The sequence below is a fragment of the Pseudomonas sp. PSPC2-3 genome, from assembly GCF_049898265.1.
GTDB lineage: Bacteria > Pseudomonadota > Gammaproteobacteria > Pseudomonadales > Pseudomonadaceae > Aquipseudomonas > Aquipseudomonas veronii.
On record NZ_JAFCXJ010000004.1, the window covers coordinates 48739 to 69512 of the forward strand.

Genomic DNA, 20774 nt, shown 5'->3' on the forward strand with positions numbered 1-20774 from the left:
AGAATTGACTCATGGCACACAAAAAAGCTGGTGGTAGTACCCGTAACGGTCGCGACTCAGAAGCCAAACGCCTTGGCGTGAAGATGTATGGCGGCCAGGTTATCATTCCGGGCAACATCATCGTGCGTCAGCGCGGCACCCAATTCCACGCCGGTTACGGTGTTGGCATGGGTAAAGATCACACTCTGTTCGCTAAAATCGACGGCGTGATCAAGTTCGAAGTAAAAGGCGCCTTCGGTCGCCGTTACGTGAGCATCGTCCCGAAGACTGACGTCGTCGCGGCATAATTACGTAGTTGCTGGAAAAGCCCTGTCTCGCGACGGGGCTTTTTCGTTTGTGGAGTGAGTCTCTTGCAAAGCTGTTTGTAATGAGCTCAAGCGCTGGATTCGCGGTCGTTGATTGAGGTCGCTGCGCTCATTTTTGCAAGAGTCTTATGTCTTGGTTTCTTAAGCTCGTCCGTGCGGCGAGAGGCGTTTTGTTATGAAGTTCGTTGATGAAGTTTCCATCCGAGTAAAAGCAGGCGACGGCGGTAACGGTTGCATGAGTTTCCGTCGCGAAAAATTCATCGAAAACGGTGGCCCCAACGGCGGTGACGGCGGTGACGGCGGTTCCATCTACATGATGGCCGACGAAAACCTCAACACCCTGGTGGACTACCGTTACACCCGGCACTTCGATGCCGAGCGTGGTTCCAACGGCGGCAGCACCGATTGCACCGGTAAAAAAGGTGAAGACATGGTGCTGCGCGTACCGGTCGGCACCACGATCATCGACTCCGCGACCCAGGAAGTGATCGGCGACCTGACCAAGGCCGGCCAGAAGCTGATGGTTGTGCAGGGCGGCTGGCACGGTCTGGGTAACACCCGTTTCAAGTCCAGTACCAACCGTGCGCCACGCCAGACCACGCCAGGCAAGCCGGGCGAGCAGCGTGACCTCAAACTGGAAATGAAAGTACTGGCCGACGTGGGCCTGTTGGGCCTGCCGAACGCCGGCAAAAGTACCTTCATCCGCTCGGTCTCGGCCGCCAAGCCGAAAGTCGCCGACTACCCGTTCACCACCCTGGTGCCAAACCTGGGCGTGGTCAGCGTCGACCGTTGGAAAAGCTTCGTGATCGCCGACATTCCCGGCCTGATCGAAGGGGCTTCCGAAGGTGCGGGCCTGGGTATCCGTTTCCTCAAGCACTTGTCGCGTACCCGTTTGCTGCTGCACCTCGTCGACATGGCGCCGCTGGATGACACCAGCGCACCGGACGCCGCCGAAGTGATCGTCAACGAACTGACCAAGTTCAGCCCGTCCCTGGCTGAGCGTGATCGCTGGCTGGTGCTGAACAAGTGCGACCAGATCCTCGAGGAAGAGCACGAGGAGCGCGTCAAGGAAATCGTCGATCGCCTGGAGTGGACCGGTCCGGTCTACGTGATCTCGGCCATCGCCAAAGAAGGCACCGAACGCCTGACCCGCGACATCATGCGTTACCTGGAAGACCGCGCCGACCGCCTGGCGGCCGACCCGGTGTTCAAGGCCGAACTCGCCGAGCTCGACCAGCGCATCGAAGACGAAGCCCGCGCCCAGCTGCAAGCCCTGGACGACCAGCGTGCCTTGCGCCGCAGCGGCGTGAAGTCGGTCCATGACATCGGCGACGATGATTGGGACGAAGAAGACGTGGATGATGAAGACGGTCCGGAAATCATTTACGTGCGCGACTGATTCGTTGCAGTAAACTTAAGCGCCGCTCACTCGAGCGGCGTTTTGGTATCTGGGGATACCTGCAGTCACGAATGTAGTCACGAATAACGTTATGGGCGGCGCTGGGTCGCGTCCCGCCCTCTAACTAAGGTTGAAGATGATGCGGAGCAAAGTGACAGGTGCGCAGCGCTGGGTCGTAAAGATCGGAAGTGCGTTGCTGACGGCGGATGGCAAAGGGCTGGATCGCGCAGCCATGAGCGTGTGGGTCGAGCAGATGGTGGCCTTGCATGAGGCCGGCGTCGAGTTGGTGCTGGTCTCGTCCGGAGCGGTTGCCGCCGGGATGAGCCGCCTCGGCTGGACCGCGCGACCCAGCGCGATGCACGAACTGCAAGCCGCTGCCGCCATCGGTCAGATGGGCCTGGTGCAAGCCTGGGAATCCAGCTTCGCCGAGCACGGCCTTCACACCGCGCAGATCCTGCTGACCCATGACGACCTGTCCGACCGCAAGCGCTACCTCAACGCCCGCAGTACGTTGCGCGCGCTGGTGGAGCTCAAGGCGATCCCGGTGATCAACGAAAACGACACGGTGGTCACCGACGAAATCCGTTTCGGCGACAACGACACCCTGGCCGCTCTGGTGGCCAACCTGGTGGAAGCCGACCTGTTGGTGATCCTCACCGACCGCGACGGCATGTTCGACGCCGACCCGCGCACCAACCCCGACGCCAAATTGATCTACGAAGCCCGCGCCGATGACCCGGCGCTGGACGCCGTGGCCGGCAGCGTCGGCGGCGCGCTGGGCCGTGGCGGCATGCAGACCAAACTGCGTGCGGCGCGCCTGGCGGCGCGTTCGGGAGCCCACACGATCATCGTCGGCGGGCGCCTGGAGCGCGTGCTCGACCGCCTCAAGGCCGGTGAGCGCATCGGTACGCTGCTGTCGCCGGAACGCGGCATGCTGGCCGCGCGCAAGCAGTGGCTGGCCGGGCATTTGCAGACCCGCGGCACCCTGGTACTCGACGATGGTGCCGTGGCGGCGTTGTCCCTGGGTCACAAGAGCCTGCTGCCGGTGGGCGTCAAGTTGGTGCAGGGCAGCTTCCGCCGTGGCGAGATGGTGGTGTGCGTGGCGCCGGACGGTCGTGAGATCGCCCGCGGCCTGGCCAACTACAGCGCGCTGGAAGCGCAGAAAATCATCGGGCAGTCGTCTGAGGCGATTGTCGGTCTGTTGGGTTACATGGCGGAACCGGAACTGGTCCACCGCGACAACCTGATTCTGGTTTAAACGAAAGGAATACACGATGCGTGTGATGAAGGGATTGCTCGGCCTGCTGTTGGCCATGCCGTTGCTGGCGTCGGCCGAAGAGATCGGCCAGGTGTCGACGGTGTTCAAGTTTGTCGGCCCCAACGACCGGATCGTGGTCGAAGCCTTCGACGACCCCAAGGTCGATGGCGTGACCTGCTACCTGTCCCGCGCCAAGACCGGCGGCGTCAAAGGCGGCCTGGGCCTGGCCGAAGACCGCTCCGAGGCGTCGATTGCCTGTCGCCAGGTCGGGCCGATCCGCTTCAAGGGAGAACTCAAGGATGGCGACGAAGTGTTCAAGGAACGCACGTCGCTGGTGTTCAAGACCATGCAGGTGGTGCGCTTCCTCGACAAGAAGCGCAATACCCTGGTGTACCTGGTCTACAGCGACCGCCTGATCGAAGGCAGCCCGCAGAACGCCGTTACCGCGATTCCGATTTTGCCGTGGCCGACCGCGCAGTGATCCGCAGGCGAGTTTTGTAATCGGCGTCTATGATTGCAGGCTTGCGGGTTGTAATCTCGAAGAGCCGCAATGCAAAGAACATGGGATATCTGGAGTTCGTCATGAGTGCTTTCCACGACCTGAAACTCAAAGCGTTGGACGGACAAGAGCTGCCACTGGCGCCCTTCAAGGGCAAAGTTGTGCTGGTGGTCAACGTGGCCTCCAAATGTGGCTTGACCCCGCAATACGCGGCGTTGGAAAACCTCTATCAGCAGTACAAGGACCAGGGGTTTACCGTACTCGGCCTGCCCTGCAACCAGTTTGCGGGCCAGGAACCGGGGACCGAGAAAGACATCCAGGAATTCTGCAGCCTCAATTACGGGGTGAGCTTTCCGCTGGGCAGCAAACTCGATGTGAACGGCCCTGAGCGTCACCAGTTGTACCGCTTGTTGGCGGGCGAGGGCGCCGAGTTTCCTGGGGACATCACCTGGAACTTCGAGAAATTCCTGCTGGGCAAAGACGGGCGGGTGCTTGCGCGTTTCTCGCCGCGAACGGCACCGGATGATCCGGCCGTCGTCCAGGCCATCGAAAAAGCCCTGAGCTGATCCCCTGACCTGTAGGCGTGAGCGTGCTCGCGAAAAATCCAGGCGCACCGCGTTGATCCAGTATGAACGCGTTATCGTTGACGATTTTCGCGAGCCAGCTCGCTCCTACAGGTGTCCGGCATTTCTAAGCCTTAATCACCCTGATCAATAGTGCTACTCAGCACGCTGCACGCGCCATATTATCGGCATCATAAAAACCGTCTTTCGTGGAGTGTTGCCATGCCTGTCCAAGCCTTGTTCAAACCGTTCCACCTCGGAACGCTGCAACTGTCGAGTCGTGTGGTAATGGCGCCGATGACCCGTTCGTTTTCCCCGGGCGGTGTCCCCAATTCCAAAGTCATCGAGTACTACCGCCGCCGCGCCGCGGCGGGTGTGGGCCTGATCATCACCGAAGGCACCGTGGTCGATCACCCGGCGTCCAACGGCTATCCCAATGTCCCGCACTTCTATGGTGAAGCGGCGCTGGCGGGCTGGAAGAAAGTGGTCGATGCCGTGCATGCCGAAGGCGGCAAGATCGTCCCGCAGTTGTGGCATGTGGGCAGCGTGCGCCGCATCGGTACCGAGCCGGATGCCAGCGTACCGGCCTACGGACCGATGGAAAAACTCAAGGATGGCAACGTGGTTGTCCACGGCATGACCCATCAGGACATCAAGGACGTGATTGCCGCCTTCGCCCAGGCGGCCAGGGACGCCCAGCGCATCGGCATGGACGGCGTGGAGATCCACGGCGCCCATGGTTACCTGGTGGACCAGTTCTTCTGGGAAGGCAGCAACCAGCGCAGCGACGAATACGGCGGCAGCCTGGCCAACCGTTCGCGTTTTGCCATCGAACTGATCCAGGCCATCCGTGCCGCCGTCGGCCCGGATTTTCCGATCATCCTGCGTTTTTCCCAGTGGAAGCAGCAGGACTACACCGCGCGCCTGGTGCAAACCCCCGAGGCTTTGGGCGAGTTTCTCAAGCCGCTGTCCGACGCCGGCGTGGATATTTTCCACTGCTCCACCCGGCGCTTCTGGGAGCCGGAGTTCGAAGGTTCCAACCTCAACCTGGCCGGCTGGACCCGCCAGCTCACCGGCAAGCCGACCATCACTGTCGGCAGCGTCGGCCTGGATGGCGAGTTCCTGCAGTTTATGGTCAACACTGACAAGGTTGCGCGACCGGCCAGCCTGGAGAAGCTGCTGGAGCGTTTGAACAACGATGAGTTTGACCTGGTCGCCGTCGGCCGTGCCCTGCTGGTGGACCCGGATTGGGCGGTGAAGGTCCGCGAACACCGCGAGGGCGACATCCTGCCGTTCAGTCGAGAGGCGTTGACGACCCTGGTGTAACGGGCCGGGCTCCCGGTGGTTGCCACCGGGAGCTGTTCAGTTGGAGCGGTCAATACTCTACTGACTTGCGCAGCTCCTGGCGGTGATCGGTCTTGTGCCCGTCTTGGCGCGCAGCCTGGTCATAAGTGGGCGGTGCTGCTCGAGACTGATCCAGCCATTGTTGCTGACGCGTCCACTCTGCGGTTGGCATGTTGATGCCATTGCGCACTCCCATTCCGTAAATTGCCATATCTCAGGGTCTCCATTGATCTAAGGGACCTGCGTTAGCAGCAGGTATCAATGATTGGTCATCCACCGTTCGCCGTTCCAGGGGGAAATATCGAGTAAACCTTGCGCAACCTATGGCAATCGGTGTGCAACACGGTCCGCTAGCTCGGGCGGGAGGCCGGGTAGACAGCGCCCGGCCTCCCGCCGGTTTTCAGCGCGTTGGGTTTTTCAAGGCCTATTGTCTTGTTGTTGGCCTATCCGGATTAACCGTAGTAGGCATCTTCCGCCCGTTCGGAATGGACCGCTGCATATTGCGTGGTGGCGTAGGATGCTTGACCGTCATGCGTTGACGGGCGGTCAGTGAACTGTGGGCGATAGCCGCCGCCGTTGTGCGGACGTTCCCATTGATTCTGCGGCGGCTGCCAGTTGTTTTCCGGGCGTGTGGGTTGCGGGCGATAGCCGTCGTTGTGCGGCGGACGCTGCCAGTCATTCTGCGGCGGCTGCCAGTTGTTTCCAGGGTGTGTGGGTTGCGGGCGATAGCCGCCGTTCTGTGGCGGGCGCTGCCAGTCGTTCTGTGGCGGCTGCCAATCGTTTCCAGGGCGCGACGGTTGCGGGCGTTGCCACTGGTTGCCCGGACGTGCCGGCTGCGGGCGGTTCCAGCCGTGGTTCGCGTTATAGGGTTGTGGGTGTGACGGTCGTCCGTGATCGTTCTGGGCGCTGTTGGATGGGCAGGTGTCTGTCGGCCCTTGAGTGGGCGTGTTGAACGGTTGGAATCGCAGCGCCATTGATCCATTTATCAGTGTCGACATAGTGCTCTCTAATTAATGTGTCATCATGAATGACCTGCCTTTTTTGAGTGCGTCCAGAGACAGACACCTCTTCCTTGGCAGGTGTCATGTAGGTGGCGATAAATCGCGCGACGTTCCGGAAATATCCTGTTGTGGCGCGCCGACTCCGATGGCTTCAGGTAAAAAATCCTAATGTTGAAGCCGTTATTCAGGGGGAAGGCTGGAGGGAAGGCGAACTAACTGACGTTATTCGCAGATCGTTCAACGAACATAAGGCTGCGTTGGAGCAGCCAACGGTTCTGCGCACACATCGCGTAACTGGTTCTCGAACTGCTCGATGATCGCCGGCCAGCCCTGGTGACTGGCATGATGGCGCGCATTGAGGCGGGCCCTGCGCAAATGCTCGCGATCTTCCAGCAGCCAATTGGCCGCGTCGCAGAACGCTTCCTCATCGCCGGGCATCGCCAGCACGCCGTTGTAACCGTGGCGGATATGCTGGGTCGCGGCCGCCTGGTCATATGCCACCACCGCGAGCCCGGAGGCCATGGCTTCCAACACCACGTTGCCGAAGGTTTCGGTCAGGCTGGGAAACAGGAACAGGTCTCCCGAGGCGTAGTGTCGCGCCAGTTCTTCGCCGCGCTGGGTGCCGCAGAATATGGCGTGCGGCAGGTCGTGCTCGAGCAACGCGCGTTGCGGTCCGTCGCCGACCACGATCAGTTGCAGGCGACGCTGTGGATAAGTACTGCGCAAGGCATCGAAGCAGCGCTTGAGCATGCCCAGGTTCTTTTCCTGCGCCAGGCGCCCGACGTGCAGCACTGCAATATCGTCATTGCCCAGGCCCCAGCTTTCGCGCAAGGCGTTATCGCGCTTGGCCGGGTGGAACAACTGGCTGTCGACCCCGCGCGACAACATCCCCAGGCGTTCGAAGTGGCGGCGCTCCAGCTCCAGGCGTTGGCTGGCGCTGGGTACCAGGGTCAAGGTCGAGCGGTTATGAAACCAGCGCAGGTAGTGCGTGACCACGCGGCTCAACATGCTCAGGCCGTACTGGTTCGAGTACTGCTGGAAATTGGTGTGAAAACCGCTGACCACGCTGATCCCCAAGCGACGCGCTGCACGTAGTGCCGACAACCCGAGCGGTCCTTCTGTGGCGATATACAGCACGTCCGGGCGTTGGCGTGTCCAGCGGCGCAGCAGCTTGTGCATCGACGACTGGCCCCATTGCAGGCCTGGATAGCCGGGCAGCGGCCAACCGCGGCACAGCAGCAATTCGTTGTCGCTGGGGCGGCTTTGGTCAATGCCTTGGCGCGGGCGCACCAGTTCGACCTGATGGCCGCGCGCGCGCAAACCCTCGCACAGGCGACCCAATGTATTGGCCACCCCGTTGATCTCTGGCGGGAAGGTTTCGGTAATCAGAGTGATGTGAAGCGAAGCTGTCGTCATGACCCACAGTGTCGCTGTGGGCTGTGTCGCCGATGTGTCATACAGATGATGGATTTATGACGGGCATTGGCGGCAGGCGGCAATGCGCCAATCCTTTAAGCACAGAGCCCTTCGGCTCTGTGCAGATCGCTGGCCTGGGGGGCTCAGAAGGTGATTTTAGACGGCGTGACATAGCTCGTATCTTGCACACCGAGCACTTTATTTTGCGGGCCGAATTCACGGTCGCCAGGGTTCAGAGTCCCGTTCGCGTTTGGGGGCACGCTGATCGAGCTACTGTCTGTTGGTTTTGTATTCTGGTCCCTGGATTGAAAGTCGGGAAGCGGGCCGGGCAGGCCTGGTGGTTTTGTATTCTGGTCCCTGAATGGAAAGTCGGGAAGCGGGCCGGGCCTGCCTGGTGGTTTTGTATTCTGGTCCCTGGATGGATAGTCGGGAAGCGGGCCGGGCAGGCCTGGTGGTTTTGTATTCTGGTCCCTGAATGGAAAGTCGGGACGCGGGCCGGGCCTGCCTGGTGGTTTTGGATTCTGGTCCCTGGATGGAAAGTCGGGAAGCGGGCGGGGCCTGCCTGGTGGTTTTGGATTCTGGTCCCTGGATGGAAAGTCGGGAAGCGGGCCGGGCCTGCCTGGTGGTTTTGGATTCTGGTCCCTGGATGGAAAGTCGGGAAGCGGGCCGGGCAGGCCTGGTGGTTTTGTATTCTGGTCCCTGAATGGAAAGTCGGGAAGCATTGGCCCGAACCTGGGTCCTGGTTTTGATGGCGGGACGCTGGGTGGGGTGCGGGATGGCCCGATGGGAGACGGGTCGATCCTGAGTCCTGTGTTTGTTGGCAGGTTGGGAAGCGTGCTGATCATTATGAGGCTCCTGTTGTCACGGGTTTGGTTGCCGACCTCGGTTGCCCCAAGGTCGGCTCAGGTTGTGTGGCCTCAAAAAACAATCAGTTCCGGCAACGGTCGACCGGCCAGCGTACCGTTATCGCGGTGTGTTCAACGCCGTCTCGGCACCTTGCTCGCGCACCCAGAACAACGTCGCCCCGGCCACCGCCGCCGGCATCATCAGCAGGTTGACCACCGGCACCAGCAGCACCAGGTAGACGCTGCCGCCGAAGCTCATGCTCTGCCAGCGTTTCTGGCGCAGCCAGGCGAGCATTTCGTTCCAGCCCAGCTTGTGGTTGTCGGCCGGGTAGTCGATGTATTGAATCGCCATCATCCACACGCCGAACAGCAGCCACAACGGCGCGGCGATCAGGTTGACCACCGGAATGAACGACAGGATAAACAGGCCGATGGCCCGCGGCAGGAAGTAGCCCAGCTTGCGCATCTCCCGCGCCAGGGTGCGCGGGACCATCGCCACCAGCTCGGCCCAACTGAACGGCGGGAAATCGTCGGTGCCACGCACCACCACCTCAACTTTCTCCGCGAGAAAACCGTTGAACGGCGCAGCGATGACATTGGCGAGCATGGTGAAGGTGAAAAACACCATCAACACCACCAGCACCACGAACAGCGGCCACAGGATATAGCTGAGGAAACTCAGCCAGCCGGGCAGCGTCGGCATCAACGCGTCGACCCACAGGCTGAACTGATGGCCGGCGAAATAGATCAGGCCGACGAACAGCACCAGGTTGATCGCCAGCGGCAGCAGCACAAACAGGCGCAGGCCGGGGCTCAACACCAGTTTGAGGCCTTCACGCAGGTATTGCGGACCGGAAAGAACAGGGGCGGGCATGGAGAACTCCGAGCAGAATGACGAACGCGCCGACCTTACCGGCTTTGCCTTCAGGACGAAAGCACGCGCAATGCCAGGACATCAGCAGAAACAAACGCGTCGATCAGCTGGGCCTGCTGCATAGATACTGCCTATGAGCTGGATTGTTATTCCGTATTTCCTTAATCTTGCCCCCCTCTATACGCTGCACCCATTATTTTCAGGATCTGCGAGTTCAAGCCTTCCCCAAGTGCTTCGCGGTCCTTTTTTATTCCAGCCGCCTTGTTGTCCGGGCGGTCGACAGGAGCGAGTCATGTCTGATACCCGTCATTCGCGAGTGATTATTCTCGGTTCCGGCCCTGCCGGTTACAGCGCTGCCGTCTACGCTGCCCGAGCCAACCTCAAGCCACTGCTGATCACCGGCATGCAAGCGGGCGGTCAGTTGACCACCACCACTGAAGTCGACAACTGGCCGGGCGACGTCCACGGTCTGACCGGCCCGGTGCTGATGGAGCGTATGAAAGAGCACGCCGAGCGCTTCGAAACCGAGATCGTGTTTGACCACATCAACCAGGTCGACTTCTCGAAAAAGCCTTACAGCCTGACCGGCGACAGCGGCGTCTACACCTGTGACGCGCTGATCATCGCGACCGGCGCCAGCGCCCGTTACCTGGGCCTGCCGTCGGAAGAAGCGTTCATGGGCAAGGGCGTGTCCGCCTGCGCGACGTGCGACGGTTTCTTCTACCGCAACAAGCCGGTCGCTGTGGTCGGCGGTGGCAACACGGCCGTGGAAGAGGCGCTGTACCTGGCCAACATCGCCAGCACCGTGACCCTGATTCACCGTCGCGAAACCTTCCGCGCCGAGAAGATCCTGATCGACAAGCTGCACGCGCGTGTCGCAGAAGGCAAGATCATCCTCAAGCTCAACGCCACCCTGGATGAAGTCCTCGGCGACAACATGGGCGTGACCGGTGCGCGCCTGAAAAACAACGACGGCAGCTTCGACGAGCTGACAGTCGACGGCGTGTTCATCGCCATCGGCCACACGCCGAACACTTCGTTGTTCGAAGGCGTGCTGGACGCCAAAGACGGTTACCTGGTGGTGCAGGGCGGTCGCGAAGGCAATGCCACGGCGACCAACATCGAAGGCATCTTCGCCGCCGGTGACGTGGCTGACCACGTGTACCGCCAGGCCATCACCTCGGCCGGCGCCGGTTGCATGGCGGCCCTGGATGCCGAGCGTTACCTCGACGGTTTGCAGAACGCTTAGGTCTGAACCCGCTGAAATGAAAAAACCGGCGAAAGCCGGTTTTTTATGCGCGGGATTTGATGATCCATCGCTATCTCAATTTGGTAATCCAATCACTGTGGGAGCTGGCTTGCCTGCGATAGCGGTGTATCAGCCAACGTCTATGCAGGATTTACCGCCGCCATCGCAGGCAAGCCAGCTCCCACATTAAATCGGGTTTGCACGTTGGATCAGCGGCGAGTCAGAGGTTGCTGGTCAAACTTCACCCCCGCCAACCCATGCGCGATCAACGCCCGAATATTGCCATGGTCACTGCCCTCAGGCGTGGCGACCACCGAACGGTAATGCTCGCCAAACGCCAACAAGGCGTGCTGGTCGCTCAACCCTTCCAGCAAGGCCAGGCCCAGGGTTTTGCACGAACCTTCGTTCTGCCCGGCGGCGTTTTCCACGGTGCCGTTGGTGAAGGCTTGCGGCTGGTAGTCGTAACCGGCGGCAACGAAGGCCAAGGTGTCGGCGAAGAGATGTTCTCCGCTGTCGAGGCTGGCGCGCAGGGTGTTCAGGTCAGTCATGGGGTTTTCCTTTGGCGAACGCCGCCTGTTGTTCGGCGCTGGCTTCTTGCTGGTATTGGGCTTTCCACTCGGCATACGGCATGCCGTACACCACTTCACGCGCGTCATCGAGGCTCAGCGCGATCTGGCGCTCGTCGGCCTCGGCCTTGTACCACTTGGACAGGCAGTTGCGGCAGAAGCCGGCGAGGTTCATCAGGTCGATATTCTGCACATCCTTGCGGCTGTCCAGGTGTGCGACCAGCCGCCGAAAGGCGGCGGCTTCGAGTTCGAGGCGTTGTTGATCGGTCATAGGGCTCACGTAAATCCAGGGGTTAGCGGCTGGCCGCCAGGGTAATCGACACCGACTCGGCAAAGCGCAGCGCGTGGGGCTTGTCCACTTCGACTTCGGCATACAGCACCGACTCGTTGCTCATCACCAGGTCCAGCAGTTCCTGGGTCAGGCGCTCCAGCAGGGCGAAGCGGTTGCCTTCGACGTGGGCAATGATCGCCTTGGTGATGGTGCGGTAATTCAACGCGTGGTCGATATCGTTGTCGCGCACGGCGTCCTGGGCGGCATACAGGATGGTCAGGTTGATCAGCACATCCTGCTTGTTGAGGATTTCATCCTCGTTGATGCCGATATAGGTGCGCAGGCACAGGTCCTTGACCCGGATGCGCGCCATGCCTGGTTGAAGTTGTGGCATTGCTACTTGCTCCGTCCAATCAGTTGCAGGAACTCCATGCGCGTGGTGTTCGACTCGCGGAACGCGCCGAGCATCACCGAGGTGTTCATGGTTGAATTCTGTTTTTCCACGCCGCGCATCATCATGCACATGTGCTTGGCTTCGATCACCACCGCCACGCCGGAGGCCTGGGTCACGTCCTGGATGGCGTCGGCGATTTGCCGCGTGAGGTTTTCCTGGATCTGCAGGCGCCGCGCGAACATGTCGACGATGCGCGCCAGCTTCGACAGGCCCAGCACTCTGCCGGTCGGAATATAGGCCACATGAGCCTTGCCGATAAAGGGCAGCAGGTGGTGCTCGCAGAGCGAGTACAGTTCGATGTCCTTGAGGATCACCATCTCGTCATTGTCGGAGGCGAACAGCGCACCGTTGACGATCTCTTCGAGGTTTTGCTCGTAGCCATGACACAGGTATTGCATGGCTTTGGCGGCACGCTTGGGGGTGTCGAGCAGGCCTTCGCGTTCCGGGTCTTCACCCAGGCCTTTAAGGATCTCGCGATAGTGGTGGGGCAGGGATAAGGTCATACAACATCCTCACAAACGGCTTACTTGATATGCCGCCCACCGTTGACGGTCAGGGTGGTACCGGTGACGTAGGGGTTGTCCAGCAGGTAACGCACGCTCTGGTAAATCACCTCGGGCCCGGGCTCGATGCCCAGTGCCGACTTGGCCAGTACTTGGGTACGGTAGGCCGCGTCGTCGCCTTCGTTGAACATCACCATCGCCGGGGCGATGCCGTTGACTTTGATCAGCGGCGCAAACTGCGCGGCAAACGACAGCGTGAGGCTGTCGAGCCCGGCCTTGGTGGCGCAGTAGGCGATGTGCTGGCGGCTGCCCTTGCGCACCACATCATCGCTGATATGCACGATGTCGGCGGGTGAAGAGCGATGCAGCAAGGGTGAACAATGCAGGTTGATCAGGTACGGCGCAAGCATGTGTACGCTGAACATGTCGGTAAAGGCACGGCTTTCGTCGCCTGGGGTTTCCGCGATCCAGGCCGAAGCGTTGTGGATGATCGCGCGCAGGCTTTGGGTATGACGCTTCAACTCGGCGATAAACGCAAGAATCCCGGCTTCGCTGGAGAAGTCGGCAAACACGCCGATCGCACCACGCTCGCGTAGCGCCTGCACGCCGGGGCGTTCGCTGCGGTAGCTGAAAAGCACCGAGTGGCCCTCGTCGAGCAGGCGTTCGGCACAATGCAGGCCGACGCGCTGGCCGGCGCCGGTGATCAGGATCGGGGCGTTCGTTGCAGTCATGGGAGGCTCAAGTCGCTGGCAGGGTCAAATCATACCAGTGACGAGCCCCCCTGTACTCACGCCGCGGCTTCGCTGGCCTTGGCGCGTGGCGGCGAAGGGTGCAACCAGTTGGCCAGCAGGTGGGTCGAGAGTGGAATGAACAAGTAGACCATCAGCGGAGTGAGCGCCAAGGTGCTGACCAGCACGCGGCTGAACAGGTCCAGCCCGCCGAGCAATGGCCCCAGGCCGAAGTTGAACAGCAACGACACCGGGAAAAACGCCAGCCAGATCGCCACCGCCTGTTTCCAGCGCGGCGGCCGTGTACCCGCAGCCCCGAACCAGCCATCGATGCCACGCACGCGATGCTCGGACGGGTCGGCAAACAGCTCGCTGCCCCGGCTCAGCCACGCGCTGCGTGAGGCGGAAAATTCCCAGGCATGCAGGGTTTTTTCGTCGGCGAAGCGGAAAATAATCTGAAATTCATCATCAAGGGGCGGTGGTGCGAGGACGCCGGAGCCCAGGTAGCCGGGGAAGTCAGTGGCCAGTCGCTCGCCTTCGCGCAGCCAGGCCATCAACTCTTCGTAGCGGCCCTTGGCCACGCGGCGCGCAACCATCAGGGTGACGGGTGAGGTAGACATTGTGTATCTCCAAATAGAACGGGTGCGCTGAACCGGGTAGGTGGCACACAGACGACGCTGCGGGGGTGTTGCAGCGACGCTTTATCGGTAAGCAAGGATTATTCCTGTTTTGCAGAAATACACCAGCAGCATTGGTCCATTAGGTACACACCTTGATATACATCGCGGTAAAGGCGTTAAATGGGACTCACTTTCAAACGGACGTTCATGACCTCTGATGCCCGAAATCATTGCTCCTGTTCGCGAATCTACCGCCCCCAGCCCTGCCGATTCCGATGAGTTGTTTCCGATTCGTGACGTGTCGAGATTGACGGGCATCAACCCGGTCACCCTGCGTGCCTGGGAGCGGCGTTACGGCCTGATTCAACCCACGCGCACCGAAAGCGGGCATCGTCTGTACTCCAGGGCCGATATTCAAACGGTTCATCGCATTGTCGATTGGATCGAGCGTGGCGTGGCCGTGAGCAAAGTGGGCAAGATCCTTGCGCGTGACGATCAGCAGGCCGCCGCCGTGCGTGTCGAGCACGACACGGTCGAGCTAGGCGAATGGCCGCAATGGCAGGCGCGCCTGGTGCTGGCCGTGGGCGCGTTCGATGATCGTCAACTGGAGCAACTGTACAACCAGGTGATCGCCACCTACCCGCTCAACGTCGCGTTCCAGGACATCCTGATGCCTCTTTGGAACGACCTGTTGCGTCATCAGGGGCGCTTCGGCCAAGCCAGTGAATGGCTGTTCTTCGACAACTTCCTGCGGGTGCGGGTGTTGCAGCGTTTGCAACTGGCGTGTGCGTCAGCGGCGCCACGGGTGTTGCTCGCGGCCATTCCCGGCGAGTGCCGTAAATTGGAATTGCTGGTGGCGGGGCTGTTGATCGGTCGAGACGATCTGGCCGTGAAGGTGCTGGGGATGGGGCAGCCTTTCGATGAATTGACGCTGGTGTGTGAAAAGACGCAACCCGAGGCGCTGGTCCTCTTCTCCAATTACTCACACACCCAAGCGTTGGCCGGGCGTTTGAACCGCCTGGCGTTGACCCTCGATTGCCCGCTGTTTCTTGCCGGTGCCGCGTCAGACCTGGCCCAGGCCGATCTGACGGGCTCCGCCGTTGGCTGCCTGGGCAATGAAGGACGCTTGATGCAACGGCGCTTGCAGCAATTTCTCAGCGGTAACCTGGATACCTGAAGATCAGGCGTGCATCTGCGGATGTACCAGGCGGTGCTGGTGCAGGATGAATTGGCGCAGGCGCTCGGTCTCATCCGGGTTGTTCTGGCCCAGGCGATAGGCAAACAGTCCCCGTGCGGTTTCTCGCTCCAGCGTGCCGCGCAGTGCAATGCGTTCATAGCCGGAAGGGCTGAACCACAGGGCAAAGGTCTTCGGCGTCTTGATCCGGCCACGGATCTCCACCAGCACACCCTTGAACGAAACCTCATGCACCCACAGCGCACTCGGGTTGCCCCTGACATTTTCCAGCGCCACTGGCGTTTCAAGAGCCAGGCGCCACGGACGAATCATCGGCCCGTCTTCAAAAATGCTCGGTACGCCCAGGCGTAAATGCACGGCATGAAACTCGTCTTCCACCAACTGCAGCGGGAAGGTGAGTTGCTGGTTGTCGAATTGCGCCTGGAGGGTGACGTGATCGTGGGCGGCCAGCCGAGTGAGCAAATCGCGAAGCTGCGCAGCGCCGTTGACGGTCAGGCTCGACGATGCATCCCGCAGGTTGAGTTGGGGGTTGTGCTGCATGTCCTGAATGAAATCCAACTCGTCCTGAGTCAGAAGCGCGTCGCGTTGCATTGATCTTGCTCAAGGGGGAGAGTGTTAAAACGCCATTATCCGCTCTAAAGACATCATTTTCTAAGTTTTGTTAGATCCGCTCGTCGCCTTGATCGCTGCCAGCTCGGCCTTGACCTGCGCCAACTCCGCCTCCAATTGCGCGACGCGCTGCTGGGCCTTGACCTGCAAGGTCACGTCCTTTTGCACGCCGACGAAATAGGTCTGCTTGTCGGCATGGTTGTACACCGTTGAAAGCGACAGCTCGTTCCAGAAGTGGCTGCCGTCCTTGCGATAGTTGCGCAGGATTTCCCGGCAGGCGCCGCCGCTGTCCAGTGCTTCGCGAATGGCCATCAGCGCCGGTTGGTCACGGTCGCCAGACTGCAGGAAGCGGCAGTCCTGATACAGGACGTCGTCCAGGGTGTAACCGGTCAGGCGCTCGAATGCCGGGTTGACGTAGATCAGCGGTTTGTCCCGGCCTTCCCGCTCGGCCACGACAATCCCGTCGTTGGAAGCGTTGACGACCATTTGCAGCAGCTTGGCGTTAATCATTGCGCGGTCCCTGGCGTGTGCTTGAACTGCCAGTTTATGGCAAGTCTTGAATGTTGCACGGCACGCGCCGAAATATTTGCCCCAGCTGGTAATATCCCAGGCTTTCGCTCAATGACAGGATCAGTATTGATGAGAGTCGCCATTCTTTCCGGCTCGGTGTACGGCACGGCTGAAGAAGTCGCCCGCCACGCTGCCGGCATCCTTACATCGGCCGGCTTCGAGGCCTGGCACAACCCGCGCGCGACCCTGGCGGACGTGTTGGCCTTTGCCCCGCAGGCGTTGCTGGCGGTGACGTCCACCACCGGCATGGGCGAACTGCCGGACAACCTGCAACCGCTGTATTCGAGCATTCGCGACCAGTTGCCCGCAGCCTGGCGCGGTTTGCCGGGCGCGGTCATCGGCCTGGGCGACGCCAGCTATGGCGATACCTTCTGCGCTGGCGGCGAGCACATGCGTGAGCTGTTCAGTGAGTTGGGCGTGCGCGAAGTGCAGCCGATGCTGCGCCTGGACGCCAGCGAAAGCGTCACCCCGGAAACCGACGCCGAGCCCTGGCTGGCCAAGTTGATCACTGCCCTGCGCGGCTGACTGGGAACTCCCGCAACAACGCCAGCCAGGCCTGGGCGGCTTTCGACAGATAGGCGCCCTCACGCCAGACAAACGCGATGTCCCAGCGCAGGAAGTCGGGCGCCTTCAGCGTGAGGCGCACCACCCCGGGCCGCACCAGCCCGCGAGCGACCACGCTGGGCAACAGCACCACGCCTTGACCGGCCGCGACCAGGGCGGCGAGAAAATCCGCCTGGCCGCTGCGGCCTCCTTCCTTCGGCGTAAAGCCCACTCGCTGACACGCCTGCGTCAAGCGGTCGTTCAAGACAAAGCTGCGCTGATACATCAGGAACGGTGTGTCTGCCAATTCTTCCAGGCGCACCTGGGCGTTCTGTGCCAAGGGGTGGTTCATCGGCAGCAAGGCATCCAGCGGTTCATCGCAGAAGTCTTGCCAGGCGAATGCCGGGTCGCTGGGTTTCAAGCTGCCGCCCACTTCCAGCTCGCCGCTCAAAATCGCCTGCTCGATACTGCGGCTGCCGCCCTCCAGCAACTGGATGGTGACGTTCGGATAGCGCCGGCGGTACTCGGCGAACAAGTCGGCAAACAGCGTATCGCCGCCCAACTGCGGCAAGCCCAGGCGCAACTCGCCACGGGTCAGGTGCTGCATGTCGTCCAGCTCGCTGAGCAACTCATTCTGCAGGCGCAGCATGGCTTCGGCGCGTTGCAGCACAACCTGGCCGGCGGCAGTCAGGCGGATCTGCGAGCCGATGCGGTCGAGCAACGGCGTGCCCAGGCTGTGTTCCAGCTGTGCGACCTGTTTGCTCACGGCGGACTGGCTGATGTGCAGGGTTTTCCCGGCCTGGGTAAAACCGCCGCGGTGGATGACTTCGACAAAACTGCGCAGCTGTTTGAATTCCATGGGTACGATTCCAGTTTGGAATAGTTGGCAGTCTAACAATTCGCTGTGGGGATGGAAGCGGTCTCTCTAAAATGGAGGCCTACGAGGACCCAAAGCCCATGAAACGTTTAAGCTTCAAACACGTCGGCCGTCTGCTGACTGAATTGGTCGTGCTGCTGGCCATCTACCTGCTCGGTACGCAACTGGTGGCCTGGTTGGCGTGGCCCATCCCCGGTGGGGTGATGGGCCTGGGCCTGTTGCTGGCGGCTTTCGCCACCGGTCTGGTCAAGCCGGCGGCCCTGCAACTGGGGGCGGGCGTGTTGATGGCGGAAATGTTGTTGTTCTTTATTCCGGCCTTGATGAGCCTGCTGGACTACGGCGGCCTGGTGCGCAATGACGGTTGGCGGATTCTGCTGGTGATCGGCTTCAGCACCCTGGCGGTCATGCTGGTGACGGCCTTCACCGTGGAACTGGTGTGTCGCTGGAAGCTGCGCCATGAAGCTTGAACTGATGCCAGTGTTCTGGCTTGCCCTGACCCTGGGCGCGTATTTCTTCAGTCGCTGGATCTACCGTCGGACCGGGCGCTACCTGTTGTCGCCGCTGATCCTGGTGCCCGCGCTGCTGCTCGCGGTGGCCGTGCCGATGCACACCGCCTATGCCGAATACGCCAGCGACACCCATTGGCTGATGCTGGTGCTGGGCCCAGTGACGGTGGCGTTCGCGGTGCCGATCTGGCAGCAGCGACGTTTGCTGGCGCGGTATTGGTCGGCCTTGCTGCTGGGGATGCTGGCCGGCAGCGCGGCGTCCATCGGCACCTCGTTCGGCCTGGCCAAGGCGCTGGCGCTGGACAGTGCGGTGACGATGTCGCTGGTGCCGCGTTCGATCACCACACCGTTTGCCATGCCGATGTCTTCTGACCTCGGCGGCGTGCCGGAACTGACGGCGGTGTTCGTGATGTTCACCGGCGTGTTCGGCGCCATGCTCGGGGGTGTGCTGCTCAAGTGGCTGCCGCTGCGCACGCCTTTGGCACGCGGGGCATTGTTTGGGGTGGGCGCGCACGGCGCGGGCGTGAGCCGGGCCCATGAAGTGGGGGGCGAAGAGGGCTCTGTCGCAGGCCTGATGATGGTGTTGACGGGGCTGCTCAACCTGTTTGCCGCGCCTTTGTTGGCGGCACTTCTCTGACGCGACTTGGACAGATTTAAACTATTCTCATGGCTGACTCGTGCGGCCATCAAGCTGGCTGCGAAGGCAACTACCTGCGCCACGACGTCTGACTACACTGACCCTTCACTTAAAAAATAATAAGAAAGTGCGTCAAGGAGGTCGTTGCCGTGAGCCTAGCCCCCGTTGTATCGCCACAGAGTGTCAAAGATCAGGTCAGCGCCGCCGAATGGCAGACGCGCGTCGATCTGGCTGCGTGCTATCGCCTGGTCGCCCTGCACGACTGGGATGATCTGATTTTCACGCATATCTCGGCCAAGGTGCCGGGCACCGATGATTTCCTGATCAACCCCTATGGGATGATGTTTCACGAGATCACGGCGTCGAGCCTGATCAAGGTCGACCAGGCCGGCAACAAACGGATGGACAGCCCCTACGACATCAACCCGGCCGGCTACACCATCCACAGCGCGATCCACGAAGTGCGCCACGACGTGGAGTGCGTGTTGCATACCCATACGGCGGCGGGGGTTGCGGTGTCTGCGCAGAAGCAGGGCGTACTGCCGATCAGCCAGCAGTCCTTGTTTGTGTTGTCCAGCCTGGCCTATCACGCATACGAAGGCGTGGCGCTGAACCACGAGGAAAAAGCCCGTTTGCAGGCCGACCTCGGCGACAACAATTTCCTGATGCTGCACAACCATGGCCTGCTGACCTGCGGCGCGACCATCGCCGACACCTTCTTGATGATGTTCACCTTTCAGCGCGCCTGTGATATCCAAGTGCTTGCGCGCAACGGCGGGGTTGAATTGATCGCCATCGACCCGCAGATTCTCGCCGGGGCCAGGGCGATGGTGGCGGCTGTCACAAAGAGCGCCCAAGGTATGGGGGGCGCGCTGGCCTGGCCGGCGCTGCTGCGTAAATTGGACCTGCAAGATCCAGGGTATAAAAGTTGATGCCTCTCGCCGAAATTCCGCTCAGAGCCTGGCGCAAGTGCGGCCAGAGTTTTGTTTTTCGTGGCCACACCATTCGCTATTGGGTGGCCGGGCAGGGTGAGCCGCTGCTGCTGATCCATGGCTTCCCGACCGCCAGTTGGGACTGGCATTACCTGTGGCAGCCCCTGGCCCAGCGCAACCTGGTGATCGCCTGCGACATGCTCGGGTTTGGCGATTCGGCCAAGCCGCTGGATCACGACTATTGCCTGTTGGAACAGGCGGATCTGCAACAGGCGCTGCTCGACCACCTGCATGTGCGACAACCGGTGCATGTGCTGGCCCATGATTACGGGGACAGCGTCGCCCAGGAGTTATTGGCGCGGCATCACGAAGGCCGCTTCCAGATGGCCAGTTGCGTGTTCCTCAATGGCGGGTTGTTCCCCGAAACCCATCGCCTGGCCCTGGTGCAGAAACTGCTGCTCAGCCCCTTGGGCTGGATGATCGGTCGCACATTTGGGCGCAATGCCTTGTCCGACAGCTTCAGCCAGATCTTCGGCGCACAGACCCGCCCCAGTGAGAGCGCCCTCGATGATTTCTGGAGCCTGATCGACTGCAATGACGGGCCGCGCATCCTGCATAAACTGATCAACTACATTCCCCAGCGCCGTCGCCTGCGTGAGCGTTGGGTGGGCGCCCTGCAACGTGGCGACGTGCCGCTGCGGGTGATCGACGGCGAGTTCGACCCGATTTCCGGCGCGCACATGGTCGAGCGTTACCGCCAGTTGGTGCCCCACGCCGACACGGTATTGCTGGCCAATATCGGCCACTACCCGCAGATCGAAGCGCCGGTGCAGGTGCTCAAGCATTACCTGGAGTTTCGACAGCAGATCGCGCACGCGCCGCCGCGCATGGCCTATTCCTGAAACAGGCGATCATCCTGCTGCCTTATCGCGCACCATTCAGCCGTGGCCGTATTTATTGTGACCGCAGGCGCCGTGCCTGACACTCGAGCCATTCCCATCGTCGCCATT

At 61.2% G+C, this 20774-nt stretch carries 26 protein-coding genes; 13 read left to right on the forward strand and 13 right to left on the reverse strand.

Translation table 11 applies throughout. From position 1 onward, the window contains the following. Window positions 1-11: 11 nt before the first annotated feature. The 6 genes from rpmA (at window position 12) to ACP7E3_RS10155 (ending at window position 5350) form a co-directional block, all read left to right on the forward strand. On the forward strand, window positions 12-287 hold the full coding sequence (gene rpmA, locus ACP7E3_RS10130; protein WP_007901871.1) for a 50S ribosomal protein L27: 276 nt from the start codon (window positions 12-14) through the stop codon (window positions 285-287). A 193-nt stretch (window positions 288-480) separates the two neighbouring features. After that, the gene (gene cgtA / locus ACP7E3_RS10135; RefSeq protein ID WP_017847749.1) at window positions 481-1704 is read left to right on the forward strand and encodes an Obg family GTPase CgtA; all 1224 of its coding nucleotides are present in this window, start codon (window positions 481-483) and stop codon (window positions 1702-1704) included. A 139-nt stretch (window positions 1705-1843) separates the two neighbouring features. Next, entirely contained in the window at window positions 1844-2962 is a 1119-nt protein-coding gene (gene proB / locus ACP7E3_RS10140; protein WP_057005288.1) for a glutamate 5-kinase, read from the forward strand. A gap of 16 nt (window positions 2963-2978) precedes the next feature. Beyond that, window positions 2979-3443, forward strand: coding sequence for a CreA family protein (locus ACP7E3_RS10145; protein WP_017847751.1), 465 nt, complete (start codon window positions 2979-2981; stop codon window positions 3441-3443). Window positions 3444-3544: 101 nt separating this feature from the next. Further along, complete coding sequence (locus ACP7E3_RS10150) at window positions 3545-4027, forward strand: glutathione peroxidase (RefSeq protein ID WP_017847752.1); 483 nt, start codon at window positions 3545-3547, stop codon at window positions 4025-4027. Window positions 4028-4246: 219 nt separating this feature from the next. Beyond that, window positions 4247-5350, forward strand: a complete 1104-nt coding sequence (locus ACP7E3_RS10155) for an NADH:flavin oxidoreductase (protein ID WP_426123031.1) — start codon at window positions 4247-4249, stop codon at window positions 5348-5350. 49 nt (window positions 5351-5399) lie between these two features. On the opposite strand, the gene ACP7E3_RS10160 is transcribed toward ACP7E3_RS10155, so the two are convergent. From ACP7E3_RS10160 to cysZ, 4 genes are all read right to left on the reverse strand, one after another. Continuing rightward, window positions 5400-5579, reverse strand: coding sequence for a hypothetical protein (locus ACP7E3_RS10160; protein WP_032804636.1), 180 nt, complete (start codon window positions 5577-5579; stop codon window positions 5400-5402). A 241-nt stretch (window positions 5580-5820) separates the two neighbouring features. Next, entirely contained in the window at window positions 5821-6342 is a 522-nt protein-coding gene (locus ACP7E3_RS10165; protein WP_426123033.1) for a hypothetical protein, read from the reverse strand. A gap of 264 nt (window positions 6343-6606) precedes the next feature. Then, window positions 6607-7785 carry a glycosyltransferase family 4 protein gene (locus tag ACP7E3_RS10170; protein ID WP_017847755.1) on the reverse strand — a complete coding sequence of 393 codons (1179 nt, stop codon included), beginning with the start codon at window positions 7783-7785 and terminating at the stop codon, window positions 6607-6609. A 963-nt stretch (window positions 7786-8748) separates the two neighbouring features. Next, window positions 8749-9504, reverse strand: coding sequence for a sulfate transporter CysZ (gene cysZ, locus ACP7E3_RS10175; RefSeq protein WP_017847757.1), 756 nt, complete (start codon window positions 9502-9504; stop codon window positions 8749-8751). A 292-nt stretch (window positions 9505-9796) separates the two neighbouring features. On the opposite strand from cysZ, the gene trxB reads away from it, so the two are divergent. Continuing rightward, the gene (gene trxB, locus ACP7E3_RS10180) at window positions 9797-10753 is read left to right on the forward strand and encodes a thioredoxin-disulfide reductase (RefSeq protein ID WP_017847758.1); all 957 of its coding nucleotides are present in this window, start codon (window positions 9797-9799) and stop codon (window positions 10751-10753) included. 209 nt (window positions 10754-10962) lie between these two features. Here the strand turns inward: trxB and ACP7E3_RS10185 are convergent, their stop codons facing one another. Genes ACP7E3_RS10185 through ACP7E3_RS10210 form a run of 6 tightly spaced genes read right to left on the reverse strand, consistent with a single transcriptional unit; the run spans window position 10963 to window position 13895 of the window. Beyond that, complete coding sequence (locus tag ACP7E3_RS10185; protein ID WP_017847759.1) at window positions 10963-11301, reverse strand: HopJ type III effector protein; 339 nt, start codon at window positions 11299-11301, stop codon at window positions 10963-10965. Then, window positions 11294-11590, reverse strand: coding sequence for a DUF1244 domain-containing protein (locus tag ACP7E3_RS10190; RefSeq protein WP_017847760.1), 297 nt, complete (start codon window positions 11588-11590; stop codon window positions 11294-11296). The genes ACP7E3_RS10185 and ACP7E3_RS10190 overlap by 8 nt, the downstream gene beginning before the upstream one ends. A gap of 22 nt (window positions 11591-11612) precedes the next feature. After that, a complete protein-coding gene (gene folX / locus ACP7E3_RS10195; RefSeq protein ID WP_026140129.1) occupies window positions 11613-11984 on the reverse strand; it encodes a dihydroneopterin triphosphate 2'-epimerase in 372 nt (123 codons plus the stop codon). A 2-nt stretch (window positions 11985-11986) separates the two neighbouring features. After that, complete coding sequence (gene folE / locus ACP7E3_RS10200; protein ID WP_017847762.1) at window positions 11987-12547, reverse strand: GTP cyclohydrolase I FolE; 561 nt, start codon at window positions 12545-12547, stop codon at window positions 11987-11989. Between the two features lie 20 nt (window positions 12548-12567). Then, window positions 12568-13278, reverse strand: a complete 711-nt coding sequence (gene folM / locus ACP7E3_RS10205; protein WP_046382094.1) for a dihydromonapterin reductase — start codon at window positions 13276-13278, stop codon at window positions 12568-12570. Window positions 13279-13334: 56 nt separating this feature from the next. Continuing rightward, window positions 13335-13895, reverse strand: coding sequence for an antibiotic biosynthesis monooxygenase (locus tag ACP7E3_RS10210; protein ID WP_046382095.1), 561 nt, complete (start codon window positions 13893-13895; stop codon window positions 13335-13337). A gap of 217 nt (window positions 13896-14112) precedes the next feature. On the opposite strand from ACP7E3_RS10210, the gene ACP7E3_RS10215 reads away from it, so the two are divergent. Beyond that, on the forward strand, window positions 14113-15072 hold the full coding sequence (locus tag ACP7E3_RS10215) for a MerR family transcriptional regulator (RefSeq protein ID WP_177033829.1): 960 nt from the start codon (window positions 14113-14115) through the stop codon (window positions 15070-15072). 3 nt (window positions 15073-15075) lie between these two features. On the opposite strand, the gene ACP7E3_RS10220 is transcribed toward ACP7E3_RS10215, so the two are convergent. Together ACP7E3_RS10220 and ACP7E3_RS10225 are read right to left on the reverse strand one after the other, a co-directional pair. Next, complete coding sequence (locus tag ACP7E3_RS10220) at window positions 15076-15681, reverse strand: hypothetical protein (RefSeq protein ID WP_017847766.1); 606 nt, start codon at window positions 15679-15681, stop codon at window positions 15076-15078. A 60-nt stretch (window positions 15682-15741) separates the two neighbouring features. Then, window positions 15742-16209, reverse strand: a complete 468-nt coding sequence (locus ACP7E3_RS10225; RefSeq protein WP_017847767.1) for a PAS domain S-box protein — start codon at window positions 16207-16209, stop codon at window positions 15742-15744. Between the two features lie 129 nt (window positions 16210-16338). On the opposite strand from ACP7E3_RS10225, the gene ACP7E3_RS10230 reads away from it, so the two are divergent. Beyond that, window positions 16339-16794, forward strand: coding sequence for a flavodoxin (locus tag ACP7E3_RS10230; RefSeq protein WP_169866124.1), 456 nt, complete (start codon window positions 16339-16341; stop codon window positions 16792-16794). Here the strand turns inward: ACP7E3_RS10230 and ACP7E3_RS10235 are convergent. Then, entirely contained in the window at window positions 16775-17671 is an 897-nt protein-coding gene (locus tag ACP7E3_RS10235) for a LysR family transcriptional regulator (protein ID WP_046382098.1), read from the reverse strand. The genes ACP7E3_RS10230 and ACP7E3_RS10235 overlap by 20 nt on opposite strands. A gap of 98 nt (window positions 17672-17769) precedes the next feature. Here ACP7E3_RS10235 and ACP7E3_RS10240 point away from each other — a divergent pair, with 98 nt between their 5' ends. The 4 genes from ACP7E3_RS10240 (at window position 17770) to ACP7E3_RS10255 (ending at window position 20666) form a co-directional block, all read left to right on the forward strand. Then, the gene (locus ACP7E3_RS10240) at window positions 17770-18156 is read left to right on the forward strand and encodes a CidA/LrgA family protein (protein ID WP_046488242.1); all 387 of its coding nucleotides are present in this window, start codon (window positions 17770-17772) and stop codon (window positions 18154-18156) included. Next, window positions 18146-18832: an LrgB family protein gene (locus ACP7E3_RS10245; RefSeq protein ID WP_017847771.1), complete on the forward strand. Its 687-nt coding sequence runs from the start codon at window positions 18146-18148 to the stop codon at window positions 18830-18832. The genes ACP7E3_RS10240 and ACP7E3_RS10245 overlap by 11 nt, the downstream gene beginning before the upstream one ends. Window positions 18833-18981: 149 nt before the next feature. Then, window positions 18982-19764: a class II aldolase/adducin family protein gene (locus tag ACP7E3_RS10250; protein WP_426123042.1), complete on the forward strand. Its 783-nt coding sequence runs from the start codon at window positions 18982-18984 to the stop codon at window positions 19762-19764. After that, the gene (locus ACP7E3_RS10255) at window positions 19764-20666 is read left to right on the forward strand and encodes an alpha/beta fold hydrolase (protein ID WP_057005282.1); all 903 of its coding nucleotides are present in this window, start codon (window positions 19764-19766) and stop codon (window positions 20664-20666) included. Before ACP7E3_RS10250 ends, ACP7E3_RS10255 begins: the two co-directional genes overlap by 1 nt. The last annotated feature ends 108 nt before the right edge of the window (window positions 20667-20774 follow it).